This window comes from Aquimarina litoralis, from assembly GCF_039523995.1.
GTDB lineage: Bacteria > Bacteroidota > Bacteroidia > Flavobacteriales > Flavobacteriaceae > Aquimarina > Aquimarina litoralis.
The window spans coordinates 346,770-372,024 of sequence record NZ_BAAAGE010000004.1; the positions used below are offsets into that span (position 1 = coordinate 346,770).

20 protein-coding genes are annotated in these 25,255 nt (G+C 33.3%); 15 read left to right on the forward strand and 5 right to left on the reverse strand.

What is annotated here, in order from left to right; translation table 11 throughout:
• Positions 1–189: 189 nt before the first annotated feature.
• The 4 genes from ABD077_RS20495 to ABD077_RS20510 all read left to right on the forward strand — a co-directional run bounded on the left by ABD077_RS20495 (position 190) and on the right by ABD077_RS20510 (position 8,322).
• Complete coding sequence (locus tag ABD077_RS20495) at positions 190–5,544, forward strand: immunoglobulin-like domain-containing protein (protein WP_343914093.1); 5,355 nt, start codon at positions 190–192, stop codon at positions 5,542–5,544.
• Positions 5,545–5,845: 301 nt separating this feature from the next.
• Positions 5,846–7,030, forward strand: a complete 1,185-nt coding sequence (locus ABD077_RS20500; RefSeq protein WP_343914094.1) for a cytochrome-c peroxidase — start codon at positions 5,846–5,848, stop codon at positions 7,028–7,030.
• A 135-nt stretch (positions 7,031–7,165) separates the two neighbouring features.
• Positions 7,166–7,765 (forward strand): LysE family translocator, encoded by a 600-nt coding sequence (locus ABD077_RS20505; RefSeq protein WP_343914095.1) that lies wholly within the window; start codon positions 7,166–7,168, stop codon positions 7,763–7,765.
• Between the two features lie 56 nt (positions 7,766–7,821).
• Entirely contained in the window at positions 7,822–8,322 is a 501-nt protein-coding gene (locus ABD077_RS20510) for a DUF1761 domain-containing protein (RefSeq protein WP_343914096.1), read from the forward strand.
• Positions 8,323–8,375: 53 nt separating this feature from the next.
• On the opposite strand, the gene ABD077_RS20515 is transcribed toward ABD077_RS20510, so the two are convergent.
• Positions 8,376–9,389 carry a metal-dependent hydrolase gene (locus tag ABD077_RS20515; protein ID WP_343914097.1) on the reverse strand — a complete coding sequence of 338 codons (1,014 nt, stop codon included), beginning with the start codon at positions 9,387–9,389 and terminating at the stop codon, positions 8,376–8,378.
• A 1-nt stretch (position 9,390) separates the two neighbouring features.
• Positions 9,391–10,578 carry a hypothetical protein gene (locus ABD077_RS20520; protein WP_343914098.1) on the reverse strand — a complete coding sequence of 396 codons (1,188 nt, stop codon included), beginning with the start codon at positions 10,576–10,578 and terminating at the stop codon, positions 9,391–9,393.
• A 266-nt stretch (positions 10,579–10,844) separates the two neighbouring features.
• On the opposite strand from ABD077_RS20520, the gene ABD077_RS20525 reads away from it, so the two are divergent.
• The 6 genes from ABD077_RS20525 (at position 10,845) to ABD077_RS20550 (ending at position 17,426) form a co-directional block, all read left to right on the forward strand.
• The gene (locus tag ABD077_RS20525; RefSeq protein WP_299607440.1) at positions 10,845–11,276 is read left to right on the forward strand and encodes a response regulator; all 432 of its coding nucleotides are present in this window, start codon (positions 10,845–10,847) and stop codon (positions 11,274–11,276) included.
• Positions 11,277–11,313: 37 nt separating this feature from the next.
• Entirely contained in the window at positions 11,314–11,724 is a 411-nt protein-coding gene (locus ABD077_RS20530; RefSeq protein WP_343914099.1) for a response regulator, read from the forward strand.
• A 152-nt stretch (positions 11,725–11,876) separates the two neighbouring features.
• Positions 11,877–12,299: a response regulator gene (locus ABD077_RS20535; protein ID WP_343914100.1), complete on the forward strand. Its 423-nt coding sequence runs from the start codon at positions 11,877–11,879 to the stop codon at positions 12,297–12,299.
• Positions 12,296–12,709: a response regulator gene (locus ABD077_RS20540; RefSeq protein ID WP_343914101.1), complete on the forward strand. Its 414-nt coding sequence runs from the start codon at positions 12,296–12,298 to the stop codon at positions 12,707–12,709. Before ABD077_RS20535 ends, ABD077_RS20540 begins: the two co-directional genes overlap by 4 nt.
• A gap of 119 nt (positions 12,710–12,828) precedes the next feature.
• Positions 12,829–15,540, forward strand: a complete 2,712-nt coding sequence (locus ABD077_RS20545) for a TonB-dependent receptor (RefSeq protein ID WP_343914102.1) — start codon at positions 12,829–12,831, stop codon at positions 15,538–15,540.
• A 98-nt stretch (positions 15,541–15,638) separates the two neighbouring features.
• Positions 15,639–17,426, forward strand: a complete 1,788-nt coding sequence (locus ABD077_RS20550) for a YfiR/HmsC family protein (RefSeq protein ID WP_343914103.1) — start codon at positions 15,639–15,641, stop codon at positions 17,424–17,426.
• A gap of 9 nt (positions 17,427–17,435) precedes the next feature.
• Here the strand turns inward: ABD077_RS20550 and ABD077_RS20555 are convergent, their stop codons facing one another.
• Positions 17,436–17,657 (reverse strand): hypothetical protein, encoded by a 222-nt coding sequence (locus tag ABD077_RS20555; RefSeq protein WP_219009713.1) that lies wholly within the window; start codon positions 17,655–17,657, stop codon positions 17,436–17,438.
• A gap of 436 nt (positions 17,658–18,093) precedes the next feature.
• Here ABD077_RS20555 and ABD077_RS20560 point away from each other — a divergent pair, with 436 nt between their 5' ends.
• Positions 18,094–18,612, forward strand: a complete 519-nt coding sequence (locus tag ABD077_RS20560) for a DinB family protein (protein ID WP_343914104.1) — start codon at positions 18,094–18,096, stop codon at positions 18,610–18,612.
• A gap of 154 nt (positions 18,613–18,766) precedes the next feature.
• On the opposite strand, the gene ABD077_RS20565 is transcribed toward ABD077_RS20560, so the two are convergent.
• A complete protein-coding gene (locus ABD077_RS20565) occupies positions 18,767–19,006 on the reverse strand; it encodes a hypothetical protein (protein ID WP_343914105.1) in 240 nt (79 codons plus the stop codon).
• Between the two features lie 326 nt (positions 19,007–19,332).
• Positions 19,333–19,908: a uracil-DNA glycosylase family protein gene (locus ABD077_RS20570; protein WP_343914106.1), complete on the reverse strand. Its 576-nt coding sequence runs from the start codon at positions 19,906–19,908 to the stop codon at positions 19,333–19,335.
• Positions 19,909–20,441: 533 nt separating this feature from the next.
• Here ABD077_RS20570 and ABD077_RS20575 point away from each other — a divergent pair.
• The 4 genes from ABD077_RS20575 to ABD077_RS20590 all read left to right on the forward strand — a co-directional run bounded on the left by ABD077_RS20575 (position 20,442) and on the right by ABD077_RS20590 (position 25,237).
• Positions 20,442–22,082 (forward strand): TldD/PmbA family protein, encoded by a 1,641-nt coding sequence (locus ABD077_RS20575; RefSeq protein WP_299899364.1) that lies wholly within the window; start codon positions 20,442–20,444, stop codon positions 22,080–22,082.
• A 29-nt stretch (positions 22,083–22,111) separates the two neighbouring features.
• Positions 22,112–23,428 carry a TldD/PmbA family protein gene (locus ABD077_RS20580; RefSeq protein WP_343914107.1) on the forward strand — a complete coding sequence of 439 codons (1,317 nt, stop codon included), beginning with the start codon at positions 22,112–22,114 and terminating at the stop codon, positions 23,426–23,428.
• Between the two features lie 172 nt (positions 23,429–23,600).
• Positions 23,601–24,221, forward strand: a complete 621-nt coding sequence (locus tag ABD077_RS20585) for a DUF4159 domain-containing protein (RefSeq protein ID WP_343914108.1) — start codon at positions 23,601–23,603, stop codon at positions 24,219–24,221.
• Between the two features lie 14 nt (positions 24,222–24,235).
• Positions 24,236–25,237 (forward strand): AAA family ATPase, encoded by a 1,002-nt coding sequence (locus ABD077_RS20590; protein WP_343914109.1) that lies wholly within the window; start codon positions 24,236–24,238, stop codon positions 25,235–25,237.
• Positions 25,238–25,255 lie beyond the last annotated feature (18 nt).

The window sequence follows — 25,255 nt, forward strand, 5'->3', positions numbered from 1 at the left end:
TATTTATTAAATGTCTCCCATTTGTCTCCTTTTTCTTTTTATACATACTTAAGTTGTTGACTACTATTGCAAAAAAAAGTTTGTACCCCCATGTGTACCCCCATGATAATTTGTTCAAGAAATAGTAAGTAGTACCATTGCACCAAAATTAATATAGAATATCCAAGTAATTTATAAAGCCCTTAGTTTATGCAAAAAAAATACCTTTTAATTATTTTACTTTTTTTAGTAGGAATTACAATAAGTCATGCTCAATATACAAGTATACCCGATGCCAATTTTGAAGCTGCATTAGTAGCTTTAGGTCACGATAGTGTTAGTGGTGATGGACAGGTTTTAACAGCTGATATCGCCACTATAACAGAATTAGATATACGGAATGAACAAATTACAGATCTTACCGGTATTGAAGATTTTAGCGCATTGGAAGAATTAAGAGCTAATTTTAATAGTATTTCATCGGTAGATTTAAGTCAAAACACAGCATTAGAAACACTCTTTATTGGTGATAATGACCTAACTGCCTTAGATGTTTCTGCCAATATAAATCTTGATTACTTAAGTATTAGCGATCTTAATTTAACAGCAGGGATTGATATTTCTCAAAATACCAAGCTAACGAATTTCGTTGCAGAAAACTCTAATCTAAGTACCATTGACGTTTCTAATAATGTTTTATTGCAGCAACTAGAATTAGAAGATAATAACCTGACTGCTTTAGATGTAACCAATCTAACAGCATTAGAAAGTCTGATAGTTTCTGATAATCAATTAACCACTATTGATTTATCTAATAATACTCAGCTAGAGTTTTTTGGTTTTCAGAGTAATAATTTTGGAAGTCTCGATTTTTCAGGTCTAAGTAACTTAACAATAATTGATGGGAGTGCTAACAATAATTTGACTACTGTTAATTTAACAGGAGTAACGGCATTGGAGGCATTTCAGGTAAATACCGCATCTATAACTTCTTTAGATTTTAGTGATGCAACCAATTTAAATTTTTTAAGTGTAATCGGTAGTCAGTTGGAAAATCTGGATTTAAGAAACAATACAGCGCTAACTGTTATTCAGATTCCTAATAACAATTTGACTAGTTTAGATCTGCGTAATATTGATGTTACACAAATTAATTTATCAGCATTTGGAAATAATGATTTAGATTGTATATCAGTGGACGATGTAGCTTTAGCAGAAGCAAATCTTAGTTCAGATTTTAGATATAGTATTGATTGTGCATTGTATACCTATGTGCCAGATGATAATTTTGAAGCTGCACTAGCAGTTTATGATGATACACCAGGCGATAATAGCGTGCCTAAAGCAGCGATCGAAATTATAACAACCTTGGATGTTTCTTCTCTGGATATCGCTGATTTGACTGGGATTCAGGATTTTATTGCATTAACATCACTTAATGCCAGTACTAACAACCTTAAAAAGGTTGATTTATCAAACAATACGAATCTACAAATTGTTAATCTAGAAGAAAATTCTTTAAAGACGTTAGATGTATCAAATCTGGTAAACCTAACCAGTCTCGAAGTAGATAAAAATGATTTATTTGCTTTAAACATTAAAAATGGAGCAAATACCAATCTTACTTTTTTTGACGCGACCGAAAATGCAGATTTAAACTGTATTTTGGTAGATAGCGAGACCTATGCTAATGCTAATTTTGCCAATATAGATAACCAAACCTCATTTAGTGAAACGGATTGCACGATCTACGTTGCTATCCCTGATTCGAATTTTGAAGTAGCATTAGCTGCCTATGATGACATTAGTAGTGATGGTCAAATTCCGTTAGAAAACATTTATGATGTAGAAGAACTTGATGTGCAAGGAAATACTATTTCGGATCTTACAGGAATTGCATCTTTTGAATCGTTAACAACACTAAACTGTAGTGAAAATAGTTTAACTACGATAGATCTTTCTAGTAATGCATTATTAGAGAGCTTGACATGTGGGAATAACAATTTTTCGAGTTTGGATTTATCTAATAATAACCAATTAATTAGTGTGGATGCCGATGATTGTGCATTACTTACATCTATAAATCTTAGCGGTTGTACAGTATTGGAAACGCTGGAAGCAGATGACAATAACTTGAGCACTATAGATTTGTCTACTAATATTAACCTGAGGTCATTAGATTTAGATAATAATATAATTACGTCTTTAGATCTTAGTAATAATACATTACTTGAGTTTCTAGATTTGGACAATAATAATCTTTCCGCATTAGATTTGAGTAATAACTCGTTATTAGAATTTCTGGATATAGAAACAAATAATATCTCAACTTTAGATCTGACGGTTCTTCCAAATCTGGAAAGAGCTGATTTGGAGAGCAATCCATTAACGGCAATTGATTTTTCTCAAAACTTATTGTTGGAAGATGTAGATACTGATGACACGCAGATTGTAAATTTAGATTTTTCTAATAACACAGCGCTTACCAGACTAGATATTGATAATACAGCTACGTTGACTACGGTAGTTTTTGGAAATGCAATTGGGCTAACTCAGCTTTATATAGATGAAACTGCTATCGAATCCATAGATGTTTCACCACTTACAGGTTTGAGAGTACTAGATGTAGGGGATACAAATTTGAAGACCTTAGATATCTCAGCAAATATCGCGTTGACGGATTTGAGAGTTGATAATGCTGATTTGGTAAGCTTGGATCTTAGAAATGGTAATAACAGTAATTTTAGTAGGATGGAGGCAACATCTAATACAAGTCTTACCTGTATTATGGTGGATGATGCTACAGCGGCGGTTACTGATTTTACTGATATTGATATGGGAGTCACCTTTAGTGAAACTACCTGTGGATATACATTAATTCCTGACGCAAATTTTGAGGCAGCATTAAGTGTTTATGATGATATTGCAAGTGATGGATTGATACCTACAGATCGTATAGAAAATGTTTCAATCGTAAATGTAGCAAACAGCGGAATCTCTGATCTAACAGGTATTGAAGCTTTTGTAAATTTAGAAACACTGAACGTTAATTCAAATAACTTATCCGTAATAGATCTATCAAATAATTCCAATTTAGAGATTTTGAATGCTTTTGATAACGAACTTACTTCAATAGACTTATCCAGAAATACGCAAGTAGAAAGAGTTTATTTAGGAGAAAATCAACTTTCTACTATCGATGTTTCAACAAATACAATTTTAGAGGTTTTAGATATCCATGATAATGGCATAGCCATACTTGATCTTTCTTTAAATGTAAACCTGGAAGAATTAAATGCGAATAATAATGGAATATCTAGTATAGATTTATCTAACAATACACTTTTAGAAGAAGTTTCGTTGGATGGGAATGATATAACTACTATTAACATATCTGGTCTTACCAATTTAGAGTTCTTATATCTGGAAGACAACAACTTGTCGAGTATTGATGTTACTACAAATTCATCATTGGGAGAATTACTTTTAAATGATAATACCGCATTATCTTCCTTAGATCTAACTAATAATGGAGATATTCGACTTGTTTATTGTAATAATTGTTCTGACCTTTCATCTATTACCTTTGGGAATAGCACAGATTTAGAGACAATTCAATTAGATAACACGGCACTAACCAATATTGATCTTAGTTTATTAGTCGATTTACGAGAAATAAGTCTAAGGGAAACGGATATTACCTTTTTAGATTTATCCAATAACCCTATATTGTTAGATATCTACGCTACAGATGGAAAGTTAACAGGAATCAACTTAAAGAATGGTGGTAACACGGGTATCGACGAATTAGAAATAACTGGAAATCCAGATCTGTATTGTGTAGAAGTGGACGATGTGGATTATGCGAATACCAATTTTATAGATAAAGATGTACAAACTAGTTTTAGTTTAGATTGTATAGCACCGGTAATTACTTTAAACGGAGCAAACCCACAAACTATAGAATTAGGAGCTGGATATACCGAATTAGGAGTGACTACCGATGATGGTACTGCGGTAAGTATTGATACTTCAGAATTCATGGATGCAGTAGGCAGTTATACGATCTATTATGATGCTACCGATGCCGCTGGTAATGTAGCTATTCAGGTAACCAGAACGGTGGATGTAGTAGATACCACTGCACCAGTAATAACCTTAAACGGAGCAAATCCGCAAACCATAGAATTAGGAGCTGGATATACTGAGTTAGGAGCGACTACCGATGATGGATCTGCAGTAAGTATTGATACTTCAGAATTTATGGATGCAGTAGGTAGTTATACGATCTATTATGACGCTACCGATGCTGCTGGTAATGTAGCTATTCAGGTAACGAGAACAGTGGATGTCGTAGATACTACCGCACCAGTAATAACCTTAAATGGAGCAAATCCGCAAACCATAGAATTAGGAGCTGGATATACTGAGTTAGGAGCTACAACCGATGATGGTTCTGCAGTAAGTATTAATACTTCAGAATTTATGGATGCAGTAGGTAGTTATACGATCTATTATGACGCTACCGATGCTGCTGGTAATACATCTATTCAGGTTACTCGTACCGTAGATGTAGTCGATACTACCGCACCAGTAATTACCTTAAACGGAGCAAATCCACAAATTATAGAATTAGGAGCTGGATATACTGAGTTAGGAGCCACTACCGATGATGGTTCTGCAGTAAGTATTGATACTTTAGAATTTATGGATGCAGTAGGAAGTTACACCATTTATTATGATGCTACCGATGCTGCTGGTAATACAGCGATTCAGGTGACCAGAACAGTGAATGTAGTAGATACTACCAATCCTACTGTTGTATGTCAAAATATAACCGTACAATTAGATGATACAGGGAATGCTAGTATTACGGCTGCTATGATCGATAATGGCTCTACAGATCTTTCAGGCATAGCATCAATTGTTATTGATGTTACAGATTTTGATTGTACTAACATTGGAGATAACATGGTTACGCTAACGGTTACCGATACCAGTGGAAATACAGATATGTGTATGGCTACTGTTACGGTAGAAGATGAAGTAGCTCCAGAATTTGATATGACTACCGTACCTACGGATATGGAAGTACCTTTTGATAGTGGTAATATGTATACGTTGGCTGATTTTACAGTTGGAGTAGTAGTTACAGACAATTGCGATACTAACAAAAGTGCATTTGCTACTACGATTAGGCAGAGTCCAGTAGCAGGTACATTATTAGCTGAAGGCGATCATGTGATCACACTTTCGGCAATAGATGATAATTTGAATATAGAAACAGTTTCTTTTACCATTACCGTATCTGGTGTACTAAGTGTAGAAGAAAATACTGAAGACATATTCTCCATATACCCAAATCCAGCAATGGATCAATTTTGGATTACAGGAGTAAGTGGAGAGGCAGCAGTTACGTTCTATGATATCAACGGTCGTATGTTACAAACCATAAAAGTTATGAACGACCAAGCTATTTCTACAAGAGATTTATCTGAAGGAGTGTATTTGATTACGATAGAACAAAATGATGTCAATCAAACCATAAGATTGATAAAAAAATGATAACTCAATAATTCTTGTGCAAGGAAGATTTATATAATTATGGGGAACATAATCTTCTTTGCAATGATAAACCATCTGCCTCATAAGGCGGATGGTTTTTATATGTATCTGATTTATAAATAGAGTATAACTTGTTTAAAATCAATTGTAAAATGATGTTTTTTGAAGTTGCACCCCTTTTTGTACCCCTATACAAGTTTACATCTATAAATAATTAAAATATCTTTGAGAATGAAATTGTTAAACCTTTTTAGGTTTAGAAAGTCTTATAATTTATAAACAACCCTCAAATCCCAAAATAATGAAAGTAACAAACCTACTTTTGCTACTATGTATTTGCATTTTTGTAGCATGTTCCAATGAAGAAAGTAACTATGTGGAAATTGATGAAGATCAAAATAACGAAGAAGTTTCAGAAACCCTCCAAGCCACTTTTGGTCAAAATATAGATTTAAATAATCTTGCAAATTATGCAGCACAAAATATACCTAATTATATAACAAGAGATAATACTAATGGAAATGCTATAACTGATGAAAAGGCAACATTAGGAAGGATATTATTCTATGATAAGAATCTATCTTCTGATAATACAATTTCTTGTTCTAGTTGTCATCAACAGGCATTTGCATTTAGTGATGGTTCAGATGTGAGTACAGGAGTTAACGGAACTACGGGAAGACATAGTATGCGATTGGTAAATGCTAGGTTTTCTGATGAGGTTCGGTTCTTTTGGGATGAAAGAGCAAGTACATTAGAGGAGCAAACCACACAACCGATTCAGGACCATGCAGAGATGGGTTTTAGTGGTGAAAACGGAGATCCATCTATAACAGATCTTTTAAGCAAATTAGAACAACTGTCATATTATCAAGAACTCTTCCAGTTTGCTTATGGAAATACCACTATTACAGAAGAGAGACTTCAGGAATGTTTGGCGCAATTTATTCGTAGTATACAATCATTCGATTCAAAATACGATGATGGTAGGGCAGTAGTAGTAAATAATAATATGGATTTTCCAAACTTTACAGATCAGGAAAATCTAGGGAAAACTATTTTTATGCAACCTCCAAATGAAGGCGGTGCAGGATGTATTACTTGTCACCAAGCACCAGAGTTTTCTATTGATCCCGAAAGTTTAAATAATGGGGTTACCGGTGTCTTTGGAGTTGTTAATGATGCTGATTTCACGATTACACGATCTCCCTCATTACGAGATATCATGAATGCAAACGGGACTATGAATGGTGCTTTAATGCATGATGCTAGTATCCCAACAATTATGGATGCAATTTTGCACTATAATGATATCGATGCCACAGGAAATACTAATTTAGATAATCGTCTAAGAGGAGGAGCAGGAGGAAATGGCCAAAATTTAAACCTTACTAATGAAGAAATGTTAGCGCTAGAAGCTTTTCTCAAAACATTATCAGGATCAAATATGTATACAGATACAAAATGGAGCGATCCTTTTTTATAAACTAATAAAGCAAATGTAGTAGTTTAGCAAAAACCACCTTATTAGAATAAGGTGGTTTTTTATATTAGGAATTCAATGCATTGAAATTAAAAAACATATTTATAAAACTATATTTGCTTAACAACAATCATACATATGTCATTAATAGAAGGATTTTTGATTGGTTTAGGAATGGTAATTTTTGTTGGACCAGTATTCTTTTTGTTACTCAATAGTAGCTTGCAATACGGTATGAAAGCAGGGATATCTGTTGCTTTGGGTATTATTGTTAGTGATATTGTTTGTGTAATACTATGTTATTACGGAGTATCAAAGTTTATGACCGCTTCACATAATCAATTTTGGATAGGTGCTATAGGAAGCTGTATTCTTTTTGGATTAGGCATTAATTATCTTTTAAAAAAACCTCATATTTCAAATGATCTTACGATTGACTCCAAAAAGTGGAGTACTTTTTTTATAAGAGGATTCAGCGTTAATTTTTTTAATCCTTTTGTGTTTGTGGTTTGGATTGGAGTTTTTAAATATGGTTATCAGAAATATCCTGAAAAATTAGAATTATACATGTTTTTAAGTGCGGTACTTATAGGGATATTAACAACTGATTTGTTAAAAGTATTCCTCTCCGATAAACTTAAGAAATTTATTTCCGCACATAGGTTGAAAGTATTTTTTAGAATTACCGGTGTAGTTCTGTTAATCTTTTCGTTTCGGCTATTGTATTTGGTATGGTGAAAATTATACTTTAGATTTTCGCTATATTTGAGTAACAACTTTAAAAACAAACCAATATGGAATTTAATTTAGTGATTACGGCACTTGCCGCGCTTATCCCTATGGTATTAGGATTTATATGGTATAACCCAAAGGTTTTCGGAACTGCATGGATGAATGTTTGCGGTTTTACCGAAGAAGATCTTAAAGGAGGCAATATGGCGTTAATTTTTATCCTTAGCTACGTACTCAGTTTTTTTCTTGCAAGTTTTGTACAAACGTATGTAATTCACCAGTTCGGTGTTTTTCAAGTTCTTATGGAGAATCCTGATGTTCTAGTAGAAGGAACAGAAGCATACAAATATGCTCAAGATTTTATGGCGGATCATGGAGATAATTTCAGAACCTTTAAACATGGCGCTTTACATGGAACCATGATGGGAATATTAGTAGCGTTACCAATTTTAGGAACCAATGCAATGTTCGAGAGAAAGGGCTTTAAATATATTGCTATTAATGTAGGTTACTGGACGGTATGTTTAGCATTAATGGGAGGCGTTATTTGTCAGTTTGCTTAATGTAAGCATATATATAAAATCATAAAAAAGGGATCAAATACCGATCCCTTTTTTTATGATTTATTTCCAAATACTCGAGCAAACAGTTTTTCTAACATTGGACCAGCTTCTTGCATATCTCGCTCTCGCTCCTTGGCTTGCAATTTTCCGGAAGTATCGTAAAAAAGCTCGTAGCTAAAAACAAAGCGCTTTGCACTTTTTCCTAACCCTAACAAACCAAATCTAAGATCATTAAAATATATGTTGTTCTCAGTTTTTTCTATGGTGTACCAGCCATGAGATAACTTTATGAGACGTTGTACAAGTGGATCGTCTTTCATTTCACCTAATAAATGATGATTTTGAGGAAACTCTAAAAAATTAATAACATCAGGTTCATCGAAATAGGAATAATATCCGATAAGAAAGGAATTATCTGTTTTTATATTGGCAGTCCATAAAATACTATTAAGCGGTGTAGGACGAGTTTGTATTTCTTGATATTGAATATGCTGATTCTCCAAATTGGTAATAAAATTGGAACGGGCTCCTTTTTGCAAAACCAAGGTAAGTAAAAGATATGTGGAGCTTATGTATAACCCAATATTATTAAAACGTCTCCTTTTGGGATTCGTTCGTTTGTAAAACATCGCAATGATTACAAATATGAGAAAGGGGACTGTATATAGTGGATCAACAACAAAAATATTATTAAAAGCCAATCTGTTACCAAATGGCCAGAATAATTGTGTTCCCCAAGTAGTAAAAGCATCGAGTATCGGATGTGTAAAGAGCCCTAAAAACATGAGCTTCGTCCAGTCTTTCCAATCAGCTTCTTTGTTTCTGTGAATTTTACTCACAAGCCACCCGAGTATTGGAGCCATCAGAACGCTAAAGAGTATTGAATGGGAAAAACCTCTATGCAGCTCATTGGCAGTTACGGGATCAAAAAACCATTTAGCCATTACATCTAAATCAGGAATAGTTCCTGCAATAGCACCCCATAACATGGCCTTATTACCAACTTTTTTACCAATAGCAGCTTCACCAACGGCGGCTCCTAATACAATTTGGGTTAATGAATCCATATTATCCTAACTGTAACTTAAAAGGATTACGAATTTCATATTCACTGGGAGAAATAAGTTCTATCAACGGTTTTATTAATTGATTAGAAAGGGAATTTCCATGCCGTGCATACAATTTCATTTCCACAGGTTTAGCTCCAACAGAGCTTTTGATAATTTCGGCAGTTCTTCCTAATCTTAATTCGCTAACCTTTCGACTAATGGCAAGATCAACATAATCATATAGCATTCTCTGGTAGATATCATGGGACTTATTGTAAGAATAATCAATTCCTATATGATTAGCTTCCACGATATTATTCAGTATAAAAGCGGTTGTAAAACCAACGAGAGAACCTTCAAGAAAATATCCTTTAAAAACGAATGCATCTTTAAGAGTTTCTTTTAAGTTCTTAAACGTAATTGCATTCAATTTCCCTATTTTAAAATCCGCTTTATCTAAAACCGAAAGGTATAAAGCATCAATAATTTCTTTGTGTATTTCAACGTCATCGGTAGTAAAATCTTTGACAACTAGTTCCTTTGATTTTTTAAATACTTTTTTTGCTCTGGTTCTAAACTTTGTTTTCATGCTAGCTAAGTAATCATCAAAACTACCCCAATCTCTTTGAACCTCTAATACCATATTCACATCTATACTAAACTCTCTAAAATCTTGTTTTTTGATGTAATCACTCTTAGTAAAAGAAGAAGGCCAGAATTCTTTTAGTAAAATGAAAGAAGGCTTGTCGGCTTTTTCGGTTTTTCGTATTTCTTTAAGCGCTTCTGATAAATTTTCGAAAGCTTCCCGATCCGTAACTTTATCGGAATACACAAAACCATGTTCTCCACAAGAAAATAAATTACCGCAAATGAGTACGCGAACATCCATACCCTTCATTAGAGTATTTTTAATAGTATCACTAATGCGACAAGGGAACTCTTGTAGTTTTAGATTCTGAGGATTAAATTTTATCAATTGATTTACAGCAATACCCACGGCCTCGTCTTTCCGATAAAAAATAACATAACGAAAATCGATGGTGTCTGCTAGGGTATTTTCTAAAGTTCGAAGATATGATAAAGATAAAAACAGATTATGTTGCTCATTTATAACATTCCATTCATTAGCAGGAATCTCCGAAGTATTGGTAAATATCGAATATTGAAGCGAGGTGCCTTTGCACCTGTTTTTTATTTTATTAAGCATAAATCCCTTACAAATATTTTTCGTGTAGCCCCTAGGAATAATATCAAATTTACATTTAATTTTATTAGTAGTTTGTTAAACCCTTCTCAATTTTGATAGAATCGATTTTTTTAGTGTTTTGTAGCCGTAATTTATTTACGGAAAAACATTTAAAGTTATTTTGTCGTTTAAATGATGTTTTTGAACGAAAACTCATTCGAAAAGTCTGATTTTATGGTGCATATGTCAAATAAGTTTACTTTTTTTGGGTGTAATTGGAAAGTCTTATGGGGAAATCAATCACTTGTGTGCTCTTAATCGATGATGATAGAGCCATTAACTTCTTTAATGAACGAGTAGTTACTAAGCACAATAGTTTTGATAATGTAAATACGGTGCAGAGTGGGAAAGCTGCGCTGGAATATCTCGCTAATGTGGAAAATGAATTGGCAATAAAACCAGATCTTATCTTTTTGGATATTAATATGCCTGCGATGAATGGGTGGGAGTTTTTAATAGAATTTGCTAAGTTGAAAAAAAGCCTTACCGAAGGTATAAAAGTTATTTTGTTATCTACGTCTTCTAACCCGGATGATGTTAACGAGTCTATAAAAAATCATTCTGTAGATGATTTTATCAATAAACCGCTATCATTGGATTTGTTAGATAATGTGATCAAAAAACATTTCTCAAATAATACCGTTCCTGCAGATAAGTAAATTGAATTACTTATTTTGTGGATTATTTTAGGAGCTTATGAGAAAGTTGAAACGTTTTCTTTTAATTGACGATAGCAAAGCAACAACATTTTTTAATAAAACGATTATTTTAAAAACGGAAGTCGTAGAAGAAATTGCTGTTGCTTATAACGGAAAAGAGGCGTTAGAGAGTCTCCAATCAAATAGTGCTCCGGAACTAATTTTTTTAGACTTAAATATGCCCGTCATGAACGGATGGGAGTTTTTAGATGCTTATCATCATCATTCGAATCCATTCCAGAATTCAAAAATTATTGTCATGCTTGGGGTAGAAATAGGGAAAGAAGAACGAGAAAAACTTTTATCTTTTCCTCAAGTGGTAGAGTTCAGGGATAAAATGTTATCTAAGAAAGTCTTAGAAGAAATTATTCAGAAATATTTTGCACAAGAAGTATCCTCAAAACTCTAATAAAACCGTACAAATTATATTCAATTCTAAATATTTAATGCACTTTATCGTGTTTAGTTGTATTTTGTCTATAAATTTAGATTGATTCTCAGGTAAATACACCTTTCTAACGCTGTATCTATTTCTTTTGCGCCAACCAACAAAGATATATTATGAATAATGTTGTTGACTGTGTATTATTAATAGATGATAGTAAGGCTACTAACTTCTTTAATAGTATCGTTTTGGCTAAGCATAAAAGCTTTGATAAAATACTCATCAAACAAAGTGGAAAGGCTGCTTTAGAATACTTGTCAGAGGTCGAAAAAGGTAATGCGATAAAACCTAAGCTAATTTTTTTAGATCTGAATATGCCAGCCATGAACGGATGGGAGTTTCTTATAGAATATGAAGGACTAAACCCTAGTTTAACCAACGATATTACCGTAATCATACTTACTACCTCCTCAGATCATAGAGATATTGAAAAATCAAAATCCAACGATCTAGTTACAGATTTAATTAATAAACCGTTATCGTTACCCATATTAAATAGTGTAATCAATAAACATTTTTTTAACACCCCACAGTTATGAAAAAAATAAGAACGGTTCTCCTAGTAGATGATAGTGATGCTACAACTTTTTTTAATAAAACCATACTTTCCAAAACAGGATATATCGATGAGATATTAGTTGCAAAAAATGGTTTGGAAGCATTAACTATCATTAAATCAGGAGTAGTTCCCGATATCATATTTTTAGATATTAATATGCCTGTTATGAATGGATGGGAATTTTTAGAAGAATTTAAAAATTTGAACAATGCCTTAGAAAATACCATTATCGTTTTAATGATAGGAGCACCTTTATCAAATGAGGATAAGGATAGGATACTGTCTTTTCCACAGATTAAAGAATTTCAGGGTAAGATGCTTTCTAGGATTGTTATGGATGATATTATGAGAAAGCATTATCAAGAAGAATTTGCTTTACTACAATCATAAAGATATACTTGTGTTTGTTGTACTTTTTAAAAGATTTCACGTTAATTTTTTTATCTTTCAGACATAAATAGAACGCAAATACATTCTTTAAATAGGAATTAAACTAAAATTACCCCCTTATGGTCAGATTACAATATGTAGCCTGTATCGCTTTGTTATTCTTTTTTAGTACTATAGGAAATGTTGTTGCTCAGTCCAGAGGAGTTATATCAGGTAATGTATCTGATCAATTTGGTAGTTTGCCTGGAGCAAAAATTAGTATCGAAGGAACAAATAAAGTTACAACTACAGATGTAAATGGAAGTTATAGCTTTGATGTAGATGAAGGAGAATATGTGCTAACAGCAGCTTTTGTTATGTATACTTCCATTTCTAAAACTGTTACGGTTAAGGTAGGAGAAACGGCAACCGTAGACTTTATATTGGAAACTGGTTTTTCTATAGACCAACCCATTGCCGTTGGATCCAGAGCCAAACCTAGATCTTCATTAAAAACTACTGCTCCGGTAGATATTATATCTCCTCAGGAAATTACAAACGCCTCCCAAATAGAGCTAAGCCATATTTTACATTATTTAGTACCTTCTTTTCACTCTACGCACCAAACCATTGCGGATGGAACGGATCATATTGATCCTGCCACATTAAGAGGATTAGGACCAGATCAGGTGTTAGTGCTTATTAATGGAAAGCGAAGGCATAATAGCTCATTACTAAATGTAAATGGTACCGTAGGTAGAGGTACCGTGGGAACAGATTTTAACGCAATACCAATTTCTGCTATTGAGCGAATAGAAATTCTTAGAGATGGCGCTACTTCTCAGTATGGATCGGATGCAATTGCAGGTGTAATTAATATCATACTGAAAAAACAGACGGAGGTAATACAGGTGGATAATAGAGTAGGAATCACAACAGAGGGAGATGGCTTTACTACATATTCATCAGCCAATTTTGGGTTGAAAATTGGTGAAGAAGGGTTTGTGAACGTAACGGCAGAATATAGGAATCGAGAATCGGTAAATAGAGCTGGTGATTACACAGGGACAGTTTATACCGATGATGCTGTTGAGGATGAAAGATTAATTCAGGAGAATAATTTCTTTAGTCAAACAGGTTATGATGATCGCCGTGTCATGGAAATAGGAAGCGCAGAGACTCAAAACTTGGCTTTAGGAATTAACGGAGAGATAAAAATGTCTGATAATGCTACCTTTTACTTACAAGGAGGTAGAAATTACAGAGAAGGAATGTCCGCTGGATTTTATCGTTTCCCAAAAGATCAGGATAGAGTAGTGCCAGAGCTATTTCCTAATGGTTTTTCACCTCAGATATTAACAGATATTAGAGACGATGTAATTGCCGGAGGAATTAAAGGTATTAAGAATGGATGGAATATTGATTTTAGTCACTCAATAGGGATCAATCATTTAGACTATACAGTAAATAACTCTAATAATGCTTCTCTCGGTGTAGCCTCGCCAAGAACATTTTATGCTGGTGGATTTGAATACCAGCAGAATACCACAAATTTAGATTTATCTAAATCTTTTGATTGGTTAAGTGGAGTAAGTATCGCTTTTGGAGCAGAGTTACGAGTGGAGAATTATCAGATCATAGCAGGAGAAGAAGCGTCCTATGTAGATGGAGGTAGCACCTATTTTGATACTTCTGGTCAAGAACTCCCAAGAGCAGTAGGAGCACAAGTTTTTCCAGGGTTTCGACCAGAAAACGAATTAAATCGTTTTAGAACCAATAGTTCAGCGTATTTAGACGTCGAAACCAATATTTCGGAAAAGTTATTGGTAAAAGCAGCAGGACGGTATGAAGCGTATAATGATTTTGGTGGTCAAGGTATTTGGAAACTCTCTGGACGTTATATAGTAAAGGACGATATCAGTGTAAGAGCTGGTTTTTCTACTGGTTTTAGAGCACCTTCTTTACATCAGGTGTTTTTTCAAAATATAAGTACTCAATTTGTAAATGGCGAGAGCATACAGGTAGGAACTTTTAATAATGAAAGTGCAGTTACTGCCGAAGCATTCCAGATTGGACGTTTAAAACCAGAACTATCAACACACTTTAGTGCTGGTATTAGTGGAAAGCTAAATGATAAATTCACCTTCGCTTTTGACTATTATTTAATTAATATAAATGATAGAATTGTTCTTTCTGGTAGATTTGCTGAAGGATATGAAACGATATTAGAACCTTTTGGAGTTGGTGCGGCACAGTTTTTTACCAATGCAATTGATTCCAGAACTTCTGGTGGTGATTTTGCGGTCGCTTACAAAACTATACTCGGTACGGGTGAATTAAACGCATCGCTGGGAGCAAATGTTACGAGTACAAAAGTAAAAGGAGGCATTAAAGTATCTCCATCGCTTATTGGACAGGAGAATGTCTTGTTTAATAGAGAGGAAATTGCAAGAGTAGAATCTTCTCAACCTAATTATAAAATTAACTCTGGAATATCCTACGAATTTGATAAATTCAGATTACAGATGATGAATTCTTTATTTGGCGAAGTGGAATTTGTACATCCTGATGATGGAGACGCTGCAAATTGGGTGCTAAATGAATTTACTGGAGTAGTAGAATCGCGTGACCAAACCTTTTCTCCTAAACTAACTACAGATCTAGCAGTTTCCTATCAATTTAATGATTACGTTAAATGTACCATAGGCGGGAATAATATTTTTAATGTGTATCCAGATGAGCATACACATTCAGCAAATACGAGTGATGGTAATTTTGTTTACAGCAGAAGAGTGCAACAATTCGGAGTTAATGGCGCGAATTACTATCTTCGATTATTGTTACGGTTATAATGAGGATCTTCCACCAACATCTTTTTAATACTAAATTGGGCAGGCGATATACTATAGGTATATTGATATTATTCTTTCTTCTTGGTAATATACAAAGGATGCAAGGACAAGATCTTGGAAATGAAGAGGTAAAAAGAGCACAGCGAACGATTTTTATCTACAATTTTGCCCAACAAATAGGATGGCCGCAAATAGCAGAACTAGAAACTTTTAAAATAGGAGTTTTAGGTCCTGACCGTACGGTAATAGATTTAAAGGCGATCGCACAAAAACGAAAGATTTTTGGAAAACCAATAGAGGTTGTTCGATATCAGTTTGTGAAAAATATTAAAGATATTCAATTGCTTTATGTACATAATAAGTACAATTATGATATAGCTTATATCTTGCGCAAAATTTCTAAACAAAATATACTATTAGTTTCAGAGGATTATTTTTATAATTCTTCGATGATTAATATGGTGAATGTTGGAGATTCTTTCGAATACGAAATCAATGAGAATAGAATAGAAAGAGAAGGGTTTGTGATCGCACCTTCGTTAAAACAATACGCGGTAACTTCTTCACAAAAATGGAAAGGGTTATTTAAATCCACTGAACAATCTTTAGTGAATGCTTTGAATGAAAATGAAGAGCAGAAAGCAGAAATTAAAAGTAAAAATGATCAGTTAAAACAACAAGAAAAGAAGATTGAAAATCAATCTAAAACTCTTGATAATATTCAGGAAAAAATTGTTGAGAATAATCAATGGATAAAGGAATTGTCTAGTCAAAATCAAATTCAGGAAAAGAAATATGAAGAGAAGCTTCTGATAGAGAAAGAATTAGAGAAAAATATTCAGGAACAGGTTACTTTTATCAAAGCTCAAGAAGAAAGAATTAAACAAAGCGTAGTCGAAATAGAGGAGAAGCAACGTTATTTAGAGGAGCAGAATAAACAGATTAAAGAACAAGAAAGTATTTTAGATAGACAACGAGGAGAAATTGAGGATCAAAAAACGATCAACTGGTATCTTATTGCACTAATTTCTCTAATTCTAATAGGCGGTTTCTTTGTGTATAGAAGTTATCTCAATAAAAAGAAGTTGAATAAAGTTTTACAAGCGAAGAATAAAGAAATTCATGAACAATCTTTAGATCTGGAATCTAAAAATAAGGAGTTAGAGCAGTTTGCATATATCGCTAGTCACGATCTACAAGAACCTCTTAATACGATATCTAGTTTTATAGGATTGATATCAGAGGATTATGGTGACAGTTTTGATGAGGTGGGAAAAGAAAGTTTGAATTATATCAGTGATGCAAGTATTAGAATGAAAAAACTGATAGATTCATTATTAGAATACTCCAGATTAGGGCGATCTACTGATTTCGTGGATACTGGTATGGAAACTATTTTACAGGAAATTAAAGAGGACTTTAGAAATGTATTAGAAAGAACAAACGCAAAAATACATTCAGTAAAATTACCTGTAGTCTTCGGGAATCCAATAGAGTTAAGACTCTTATTACAAAATTTAATTAGTAATGGTATAAAATTTACAGATAAAGAGACGATACCCGAAATTCATATTAATGTGACTACTAAGAACGAAACAATGAATGGTCAGACAGAAACATTTTGGGAATTTTCAGTAAAGGATAACGGAATCGGAATACCTCAAAAACATCAGGATAGAATATTCGCTATTTTTCAAAGATTACATTCTAGAGAACAATATCAAGGCACAGGTATTGGACTAGCGCACTGTAAAAAGATAATTGAATCTCACGGTGGTACTATATGGCTAGAATCGCAAGAAGGAAAAGGGACTACCTTTTACTTCACTATTCCTAAGAAGGAAAATATACTATTAGATAAATCTGGGATAAAAATCGATATGTAGACTAGACTTTTATATTTCTGGTCTACCTTTAAGTCTTTTTTCGATTTTTTGCTTTTTAGCAGTAATGATCTTCATCATATCCATTATTTCAGGATCTTTATTTTGCTTATAAATTTCATTAAGACTTAAGACAAGATCTTTAGCTTCTCTTGATGCTTCAACTCTATCACTAGTGGACATATTGCTCATACTCCTGTTCTCAAACTCCCTTGCTTTCTCCATTAATTCCATAACTCGATATTTTGTATAAAATAAAATGTTCAGTAGGTTATATTTTCTAAAATTTGGTACCCAAACTTAACATTTTCGGGCGTAAATATATAAAAAAAATAGGCATTTACATCCTCATATAAATAACAGAAATTAATAAGAATATAAATGTTAATGATGCAGCTTTTGATAAAACAGAATATTTCATTAAAAAACACACCATAAATTTTAACGATTTAACTAATTTAATGAGAAATTTCTTACTTTCCTAATCTTTTTGTATTGAATTATTTTCCCTAATTCTTTCTAATCATTTTGTTATTTCTTAACTAATATATATCCGATTTTTTTAATTCATTTAAGAGTGTATCATTCGAAACTGGAATAGCAGTTATTCAAAAACTGGACTACAAGGTATAAGCAGATAAATAATATCATTGTAATCAAAATATTCACAATGACTACTATAGACTTAAGTACGCAAGAATATGATCCCTACTACAAAAGATATATCGATAAATTGTCATCACGGTTAGATTTACGAGCAGGTTTTGAAATAGGAAGGGAAAATATTATTGTGTTTTTTCAATCAATTCCAATTAATAAGTACAATTATCAATATGATAATGATAAATGGACAGTAAAGGAGATTTTACAACATCTGATTGATACAGAAAGAGTGTTTATATATCGATGTTTTCGAATTGCTCGTAGAGATAAAACTCCATTAGCAGGTTTCGATCAAGATATTTATATCAAACCTTCTGGAGCAAAGAATAAAGAACTAGATGAGTTACTTGAAGAGTATACCACATGTAGACAAAATTCGGTGTCCGTATTAGCCAGTATTTCTGATCAAAATCTCCAATTTATAGGAAATGCTAATGGAGGGAATATGTCGGCAAGAGCAGCAGCATTTACCATTATTGGTCATGAGATTTGGCATATGGATATTATAAAAGAAAGATATTTATAATGAATAATTTTATGTCAGAAATGGTATTTAACTCGCCAGTTTTTTATTTTATGGACAAATTATTTTTTTCAAAGGAACATTGTAAAAAATAAATAGAGGAATAATAATTATAAACCAGAAGGTTCAACCTTCTGATTTATAATTAATTTAAATTTTAGCAAGCACAAAGATTTTCACTTTCATACCAAACAACTCCACCAAATTCTTTTCTAGTAGTAAAATTTTGACAAACTTCACCACTTGGGCAATCATTTGAATTTATTATACAGGGTCTGTAAGAACAGGAATCTAGTATAATTTCATCGACTTCTATCGGTCCTGGCATACCACCTTTGATGCGTTTTTGCTGATTTCTGTCTAATACTCTACCTAAGCTCAATAACTTTTTTTTCATAGTAATTTTTTTTAATGATTAACTCCTTGTGAAATTTAAAGACACTCAAGGTACATGTCTTTTATCTATTAAAGCAATATTAGAAAACTGTTCTTAAATGATTTTAAATGAATCATCTAAGAGTTTAGGTTTTTCTTTTAAAGATAGTATATAAAGACTTTATCAAAGTTTTAATTAACTATAATTTAAGGGAAAATATAATTTTTTTTTGCTTCGGATTTAAGTAAAATTGGGTTTAGTATGTATATATGATGATATCAGATTTTATAGATATTAATTTAGAAGAAAGTTTATAATAAATGAGAGTATCTGTAAGTAATATATTCTTAAGATTTGATGATTTGTTGAATTGTCTGTTGTAATGTTGGGAGGACTTCATTCTTAAACCATTCATTTTTAGCTTGCCAAATATTATTTCTGGGAGAAGGATGTGGAAGAATAAAATAATCGGGTAAGTATTCTTGATAATTTTTAACAGACTCGGTAAGGGTTCTCTTTAATCTATTGCTTAAATAATGATTCTGTGAGTATGCTCCTATTAAAAGGGTAAGTTGCACGTTATGCATCTGAGTTAATAATTTTGGATGCCATAAAGGAGCACATTCTTTTGTAGGAGGTAAATCGCCAGACTTTCCTTTACCAGGATAACAAAACCCCATTGGAATTAGTGCTACAACATTCGGATCATAAAAGGTATCGTTATCAATTCCCATCCAGCTCCTTAGATTTTGTCCACTTTTGTCATCCCATGGAATGCCAGACTTATGAACAACTCTACCAGGTGCCTGTCCGATAATAACAATTTTACTATGCTTGCTTGCAGAAACCACGGGCCGCGGTCCCAATGCTAATTTAGAAGCACAAACATCACATTTTGAAATATCAGACAATAAACTTTCCATAAAATTACGAATTATAAAAATTGAAATTACAAATAATATAGATATCCTTTGGGAGTACCAGAATCATGATATCAATCATATTTTTAGTATGATTATGTATATCCCTGAACAGTATTTTTTTGCAAAACAACTGTTTATGATATGACTTAAGTCGATGTTTTGAATAATTATCAAAGAATAATTCAAAAGTTTAACAAAAATTTAAGCTAATGTAATTTAAGTGCATTTTTTATTGAGTTTGAGTAGTTTTGATAAGAATTTTTTAATTCTTTTTTGGTTTTTATGTTATTGTTTATCAGGTATTTAGTTTGTTTGGTGGCTTTGTTTTGATAAGCGGAATTTTACACGTTAAGGTTATGGGTTTACCTGTTTTTATGGTATGGTTGTTTGATATAATTTTTCTACTTTTAAAGCTAACAGAAGTTAGTCTTGTAACAATCTTTTAAGAATATCTTCTAGTAATTGGTGAACTTAGATATTGTTACAAGATCAATTCATCAAATTTAATATTCACTCAATCAAAATAGAGGTTTATGAAACGTAGAGATTTTATTCAATACACAGGATTAGGTGCAGGAGCTTTAATGATGCCATCATTACTACTAGGAAATGATATTTCGGCAGAGGCCTTACTTAATCCAGGAATGGATATAGCCATTAAAAAAAGGATGGCTGATGTAGCCCTCAACACCGCAAAATCGCTAGGTGCTACCTATGCCGATGCTAGAATCGGTAGATATTTAAACCAATATGTGTTTACTAGAGAAGATAAAGTACAAAATGTAGTAAATACAGAATCTTTTGGTATCGGTATAAGAGTAATTGTAAACGGTACATGGGGATTTGCATCTACCAATAGTGTTAATGAAGATGGAATAAAGAAAGCAACCGATCAAGCAGTTGCTATTGCAAAAGCCAATTCTAAAATTCAAAAAGAAGAAGTGAAATTAGCACCCGTAGCATCCCATGGAGAAGTAAGCTGGAAAACACCGATTAAAAAGGATTTTAAAGATGTTCCGGTTTCCGAAAAGGTAGACTTATTACTATCTGCAAATGCGGCAGCTTTAAAAAATGGTGCAAACTATGTGAATTCTGGGCTTTTTATGGTGAATGAGCAGAAGTATTTTGCATCTACAGATGGTTCGTATATAGATCAGGATGTACATCGTATTTGGCCAACATTTACCGTTACTGCCATTGATAAAAGTACAGGAAAGTTTAAATCACGTCAGGCAATGAGTGCTCCTATGGGAATGGGATATGAGTATATGGATGGATTGGCTTCTGAAAAATTAAAAGGTCCAGAAGGCTTAAATCTATACCGTAATAGTTATGATATTGTTGAAGACGCAACGGTAGCTGCACAGCAAGCTAAACAAAGACTAACAGCTAAATCTGTGGAAGCAGGTAAATATGATTTGGTATTAGAACCAAATCATTTAGGTCTCACGATTCATGAATCTGTTGGGCACCCTTTAGAATTGGATAGAGTACTTGGTTATGAAGCAAATTATGCAGGAACAAGTTTTGCAACTTTAGACAAATGGAAAACAAAGAACTTTAAATATGGTAGCGAAATTGTTAATCTGGTAGCTGATAAAACACAAGTGGGTTCGCTAGGTGCAGTAGGCTATGATGATGAAGGAGTAAAGACTAAAAAATGGGATCTGGTACGTAATGGTATTTTAACCAATTATCAGGCAATACGAGATCAAGTGCATATGATTGACCAGAAAGAATCTCATGGATGTTGTTATTCTCAGAGCTGGAATGATGTACAATTCCAAAGAATGCCAAATGTTTCTCTAGAACCAGGAAAAGAGAAATATTCTATAGATGATATGATTAAGGATGTCGAGAAAGGAATTTATATTGCTGGAAGAGGTTCTTATTCTATTGATCAGCAACGATATAATTTCCAATTTGGTGGAACTGTTTTTTATGAAATCAAAAATGGAAAGATAGTAGGTATGTTAGATGATGTAGCATACCAATCTAATACACAAGAATTCTGGAATTCTTGTGCTAAGATATGTGACAAAGATGATTATCGAATGTTCGGATCATTCTTTGATGGAAAAGGACAGCCTTCGCAAATAAGTGCTGTATCTCATGGAAGTTCTACTACACGTTTTAATGGTGTAAATGTGATCAACACAGGTAGAAAAATTTAAATCACTGTCTTATTACAAATAAAAATATCATGGCAATATATACGAAAGAAGAAGCAAAGAAGATCATGGAAAAGGCATTAAGCTTTTCTACTGCAGATACTTGCGAAATCAATTTAAGTGGAAGTGAAAGTGGGAATATCCGCTATGCAAGAAATACAGTATCCACTGCAGGACATAGATCCAATCAAACATTAGTGGTGCAATCTAGTTTTGGAAAAAAATCAGGGACAGCAACAATCGATGAATTTGATGACGAGTCACTTAAGAAGGTAGTAAAGAGAGCGGAGGAGTTAGCAAAACTTTCTCCAGAAAATCCAGAATTTATGCCTCCTCTAGGACCGCAAACGTATGATAAGTCTATTACTTTTCAGAAAGCTACAGCAGATATTACACCAGATTATCGAGCTGAAGTAGCTAATAGTAGTATAGAACCCGCAGCAGCTAAAAATGTAACTGCAGCCGGTTTTTTTAATGATTCATCAGGTTTTAGCGCAATGATGAATTCTAATGGTTTATTCGCGTATAATCAATCCACAAATGCCAGTTTTACAGTAACGATGCGTAGTAATGATGGTACAGGATCTGGATGGGTAACACGTGATTACAATGATGTATCCAAATTTAATGCTGCAGAAGCTTCAAAGATAGCGATCGATAAAGCGGTTATGTCTAAAGAAGCGAAAGCTATAGAACCTGGTAAGTACACAGTTATTTTAGAACCAGCAGCTTCTGTAGGTCTTTTAGGAAATATGGCGTTTGCATTCAATGCTCGTACTGCAGATGAAGGTAGGAGTTTTATGTCTAAAGAAGGCGGTGGAACCAAACTAGGAGAGAAAATTGTAGATGAACGTGTGAATATTTGGTCCGATCCATTAAATCCAGATGTACCAACGGGCACTTGGAATGGTTCTGGTCAACCTTTGAAAAAGACAACATGGATAGAAAATGGTGTGGTAAAGAATCTTGCCTATAGTCGTTTTTGGGCACAAAAGAGAGGCGTAGATCCAGTACCTTTTCCTAATGGATTTATCATGCAAGGAGGAGATGCTTCTCTCGAAGATCTAATCAAAGGAACTAAAAAAGGAATATTAGTAACCAGATTGTGGTATATCAGAAGTGTAGATCCGCAAACCTTATTATATACTGGTCTTACCAGAGATGGAACGTTCTATATAGAAAACGGTAAAATCAAACATCCGGTAAAGAATTTTAGGTTTAATGAGAGCCCGATTATCATGCTTAATAATCTTGAAACCCTTGGAAAACAAGTAAGAATAGATGGTAATTTGGTGCCTTATATGAAAATAAGAGACTTTACTTTTACCAGTCTTTCTGACGCTGTATAAAAGATATCATAAAATATCAGATATGTATAGTTGTTAGGTATTACAAAGTAATACTTGGCAACTATCTTGTTATTTTGTTGTATTTATGGTAATTGAATCCTAATTAACTTTAATTTTAGATCATCTTCATAAGTAATAGTTTATATTGCTATTGTACTAAGTTAGTTGAATATTGAGTGCTAAGTTTTTCTTTACTAGATTACAGTATGAGTCTGGAGATTGGGATGTAGATCAAAGAATGCCTTCCAATTTATTGAACTCATTGGTAGAGTATACTACTTTAAAAGTAGATACACAGGAGAAGATTATTTCATTAAGTAGCGATGAGATTTTTAAAAGTCCATTTTGCTATATCTCTGGTCATAAGCTTGTTCAATTTACCAAAAAGGAAAGGGAAAACTTTAAAAAATACGTAAATAATGGAGGTTTTGTCTTTGCAGATGATTGTAACCATGATATTGATGGTTTGTTTTCAAAATCTTTTGAGCGTCAGATGGCAGATATCTTCGGTCCACAAGCACTAAAAAAAATACCAAATAATCATGAGTTATATAAAGTGTTTTTTGAATTTGAAGATGGACCTCCTACCACTTCTCAAGAATTAAATGGATGGGGAGATGATATCGTTCATGATTATCTAAAAGCAATAGAAATTAATGGCAGAGTAGGGGTTTTATACAGTAATAAAGATTATGGATGCGAATGGGATTATGATTTTAGAAACAAGCGTTGGTACAAAATAGACAATACACGATTTGGTGTTAACATTGTTATGTATGCATTGACGTCTTAAAATAATGTATGTAAATGAATAAAGAGTTGGCTAGTATAGAACGAGAGATAGATACGCTCACAGAAAAATTACAGAATTTACGTAAAGAAATCGCTAAGGTAATTACAGGACAAGAAGAAACTATTGAACAGCTATTAATTACTTTTTTAGCTGGCGGGCATGCATTATTAGAAGGTGTTCCAGGTTTAGCAAAAACCCTAATGATACGAACATTAGCGCAAGCGATAGACCTCAAGTTTAAAAGGATTCAGTTTACGCCAGACTTAATGCCTTCGGATATTATCGGTACCGAAATATTAGAAGAAGATTATAGTACTGGAAAGAAGTTTTTTAAATTTAATAAAGGGCCAATTTTCTCAAATATCATTTTGGCAGATGAAATTAATAGAACACCTCCAAAAACCCAGGCAGCTCTGTTAGAAGCAATGCAGGAGTTTGAAGTGACGTATTCTGGAAAAACATACGAGTTGGATAAGCCATTTTTTATTCTGGCAACGCAAAACCCAATTGAACAATCAGGAACTTTTGTGCTTCCGGAAGCACAACAAGATCGATTCTTGTTATATATCAAGATAGGGTATCCAACAGCATCTGATGAAACCACCATTTTAAAAAATACCACTGGAGTAAAAAAAGCAACGTTAAATAAAGTGATCTCTGGAGAAGATATTATTCGATTACAACAGCTTGTCCGAGAGGTTCCTATTAGTGATGATCTTATCTCTTTTGTTAGTAAGGTAATAAGAGCGACCAGACCAGAGACAACAAGCGTTTCTTATGTTAAAGAATGGGTGAACTGGGGAGCAGGACCTAGAGCTGGGCAAGCGATGATATTAACTGCGAAGGCCAGAGCCTTGGCACAAGGAAGATTATCGGTTACCTTAGAAGATTTAAAACAAGTGGCGATTCCTGTATTACGTCATAGAGTAATTGTGAACTTTAGAGCAGAATCAGAAGGAATAACATCAGATGAAGTTACCAATCATTTACTGGAGCAGATCCAGGTAGGTAAATAAAGAATTACTAATATAAGT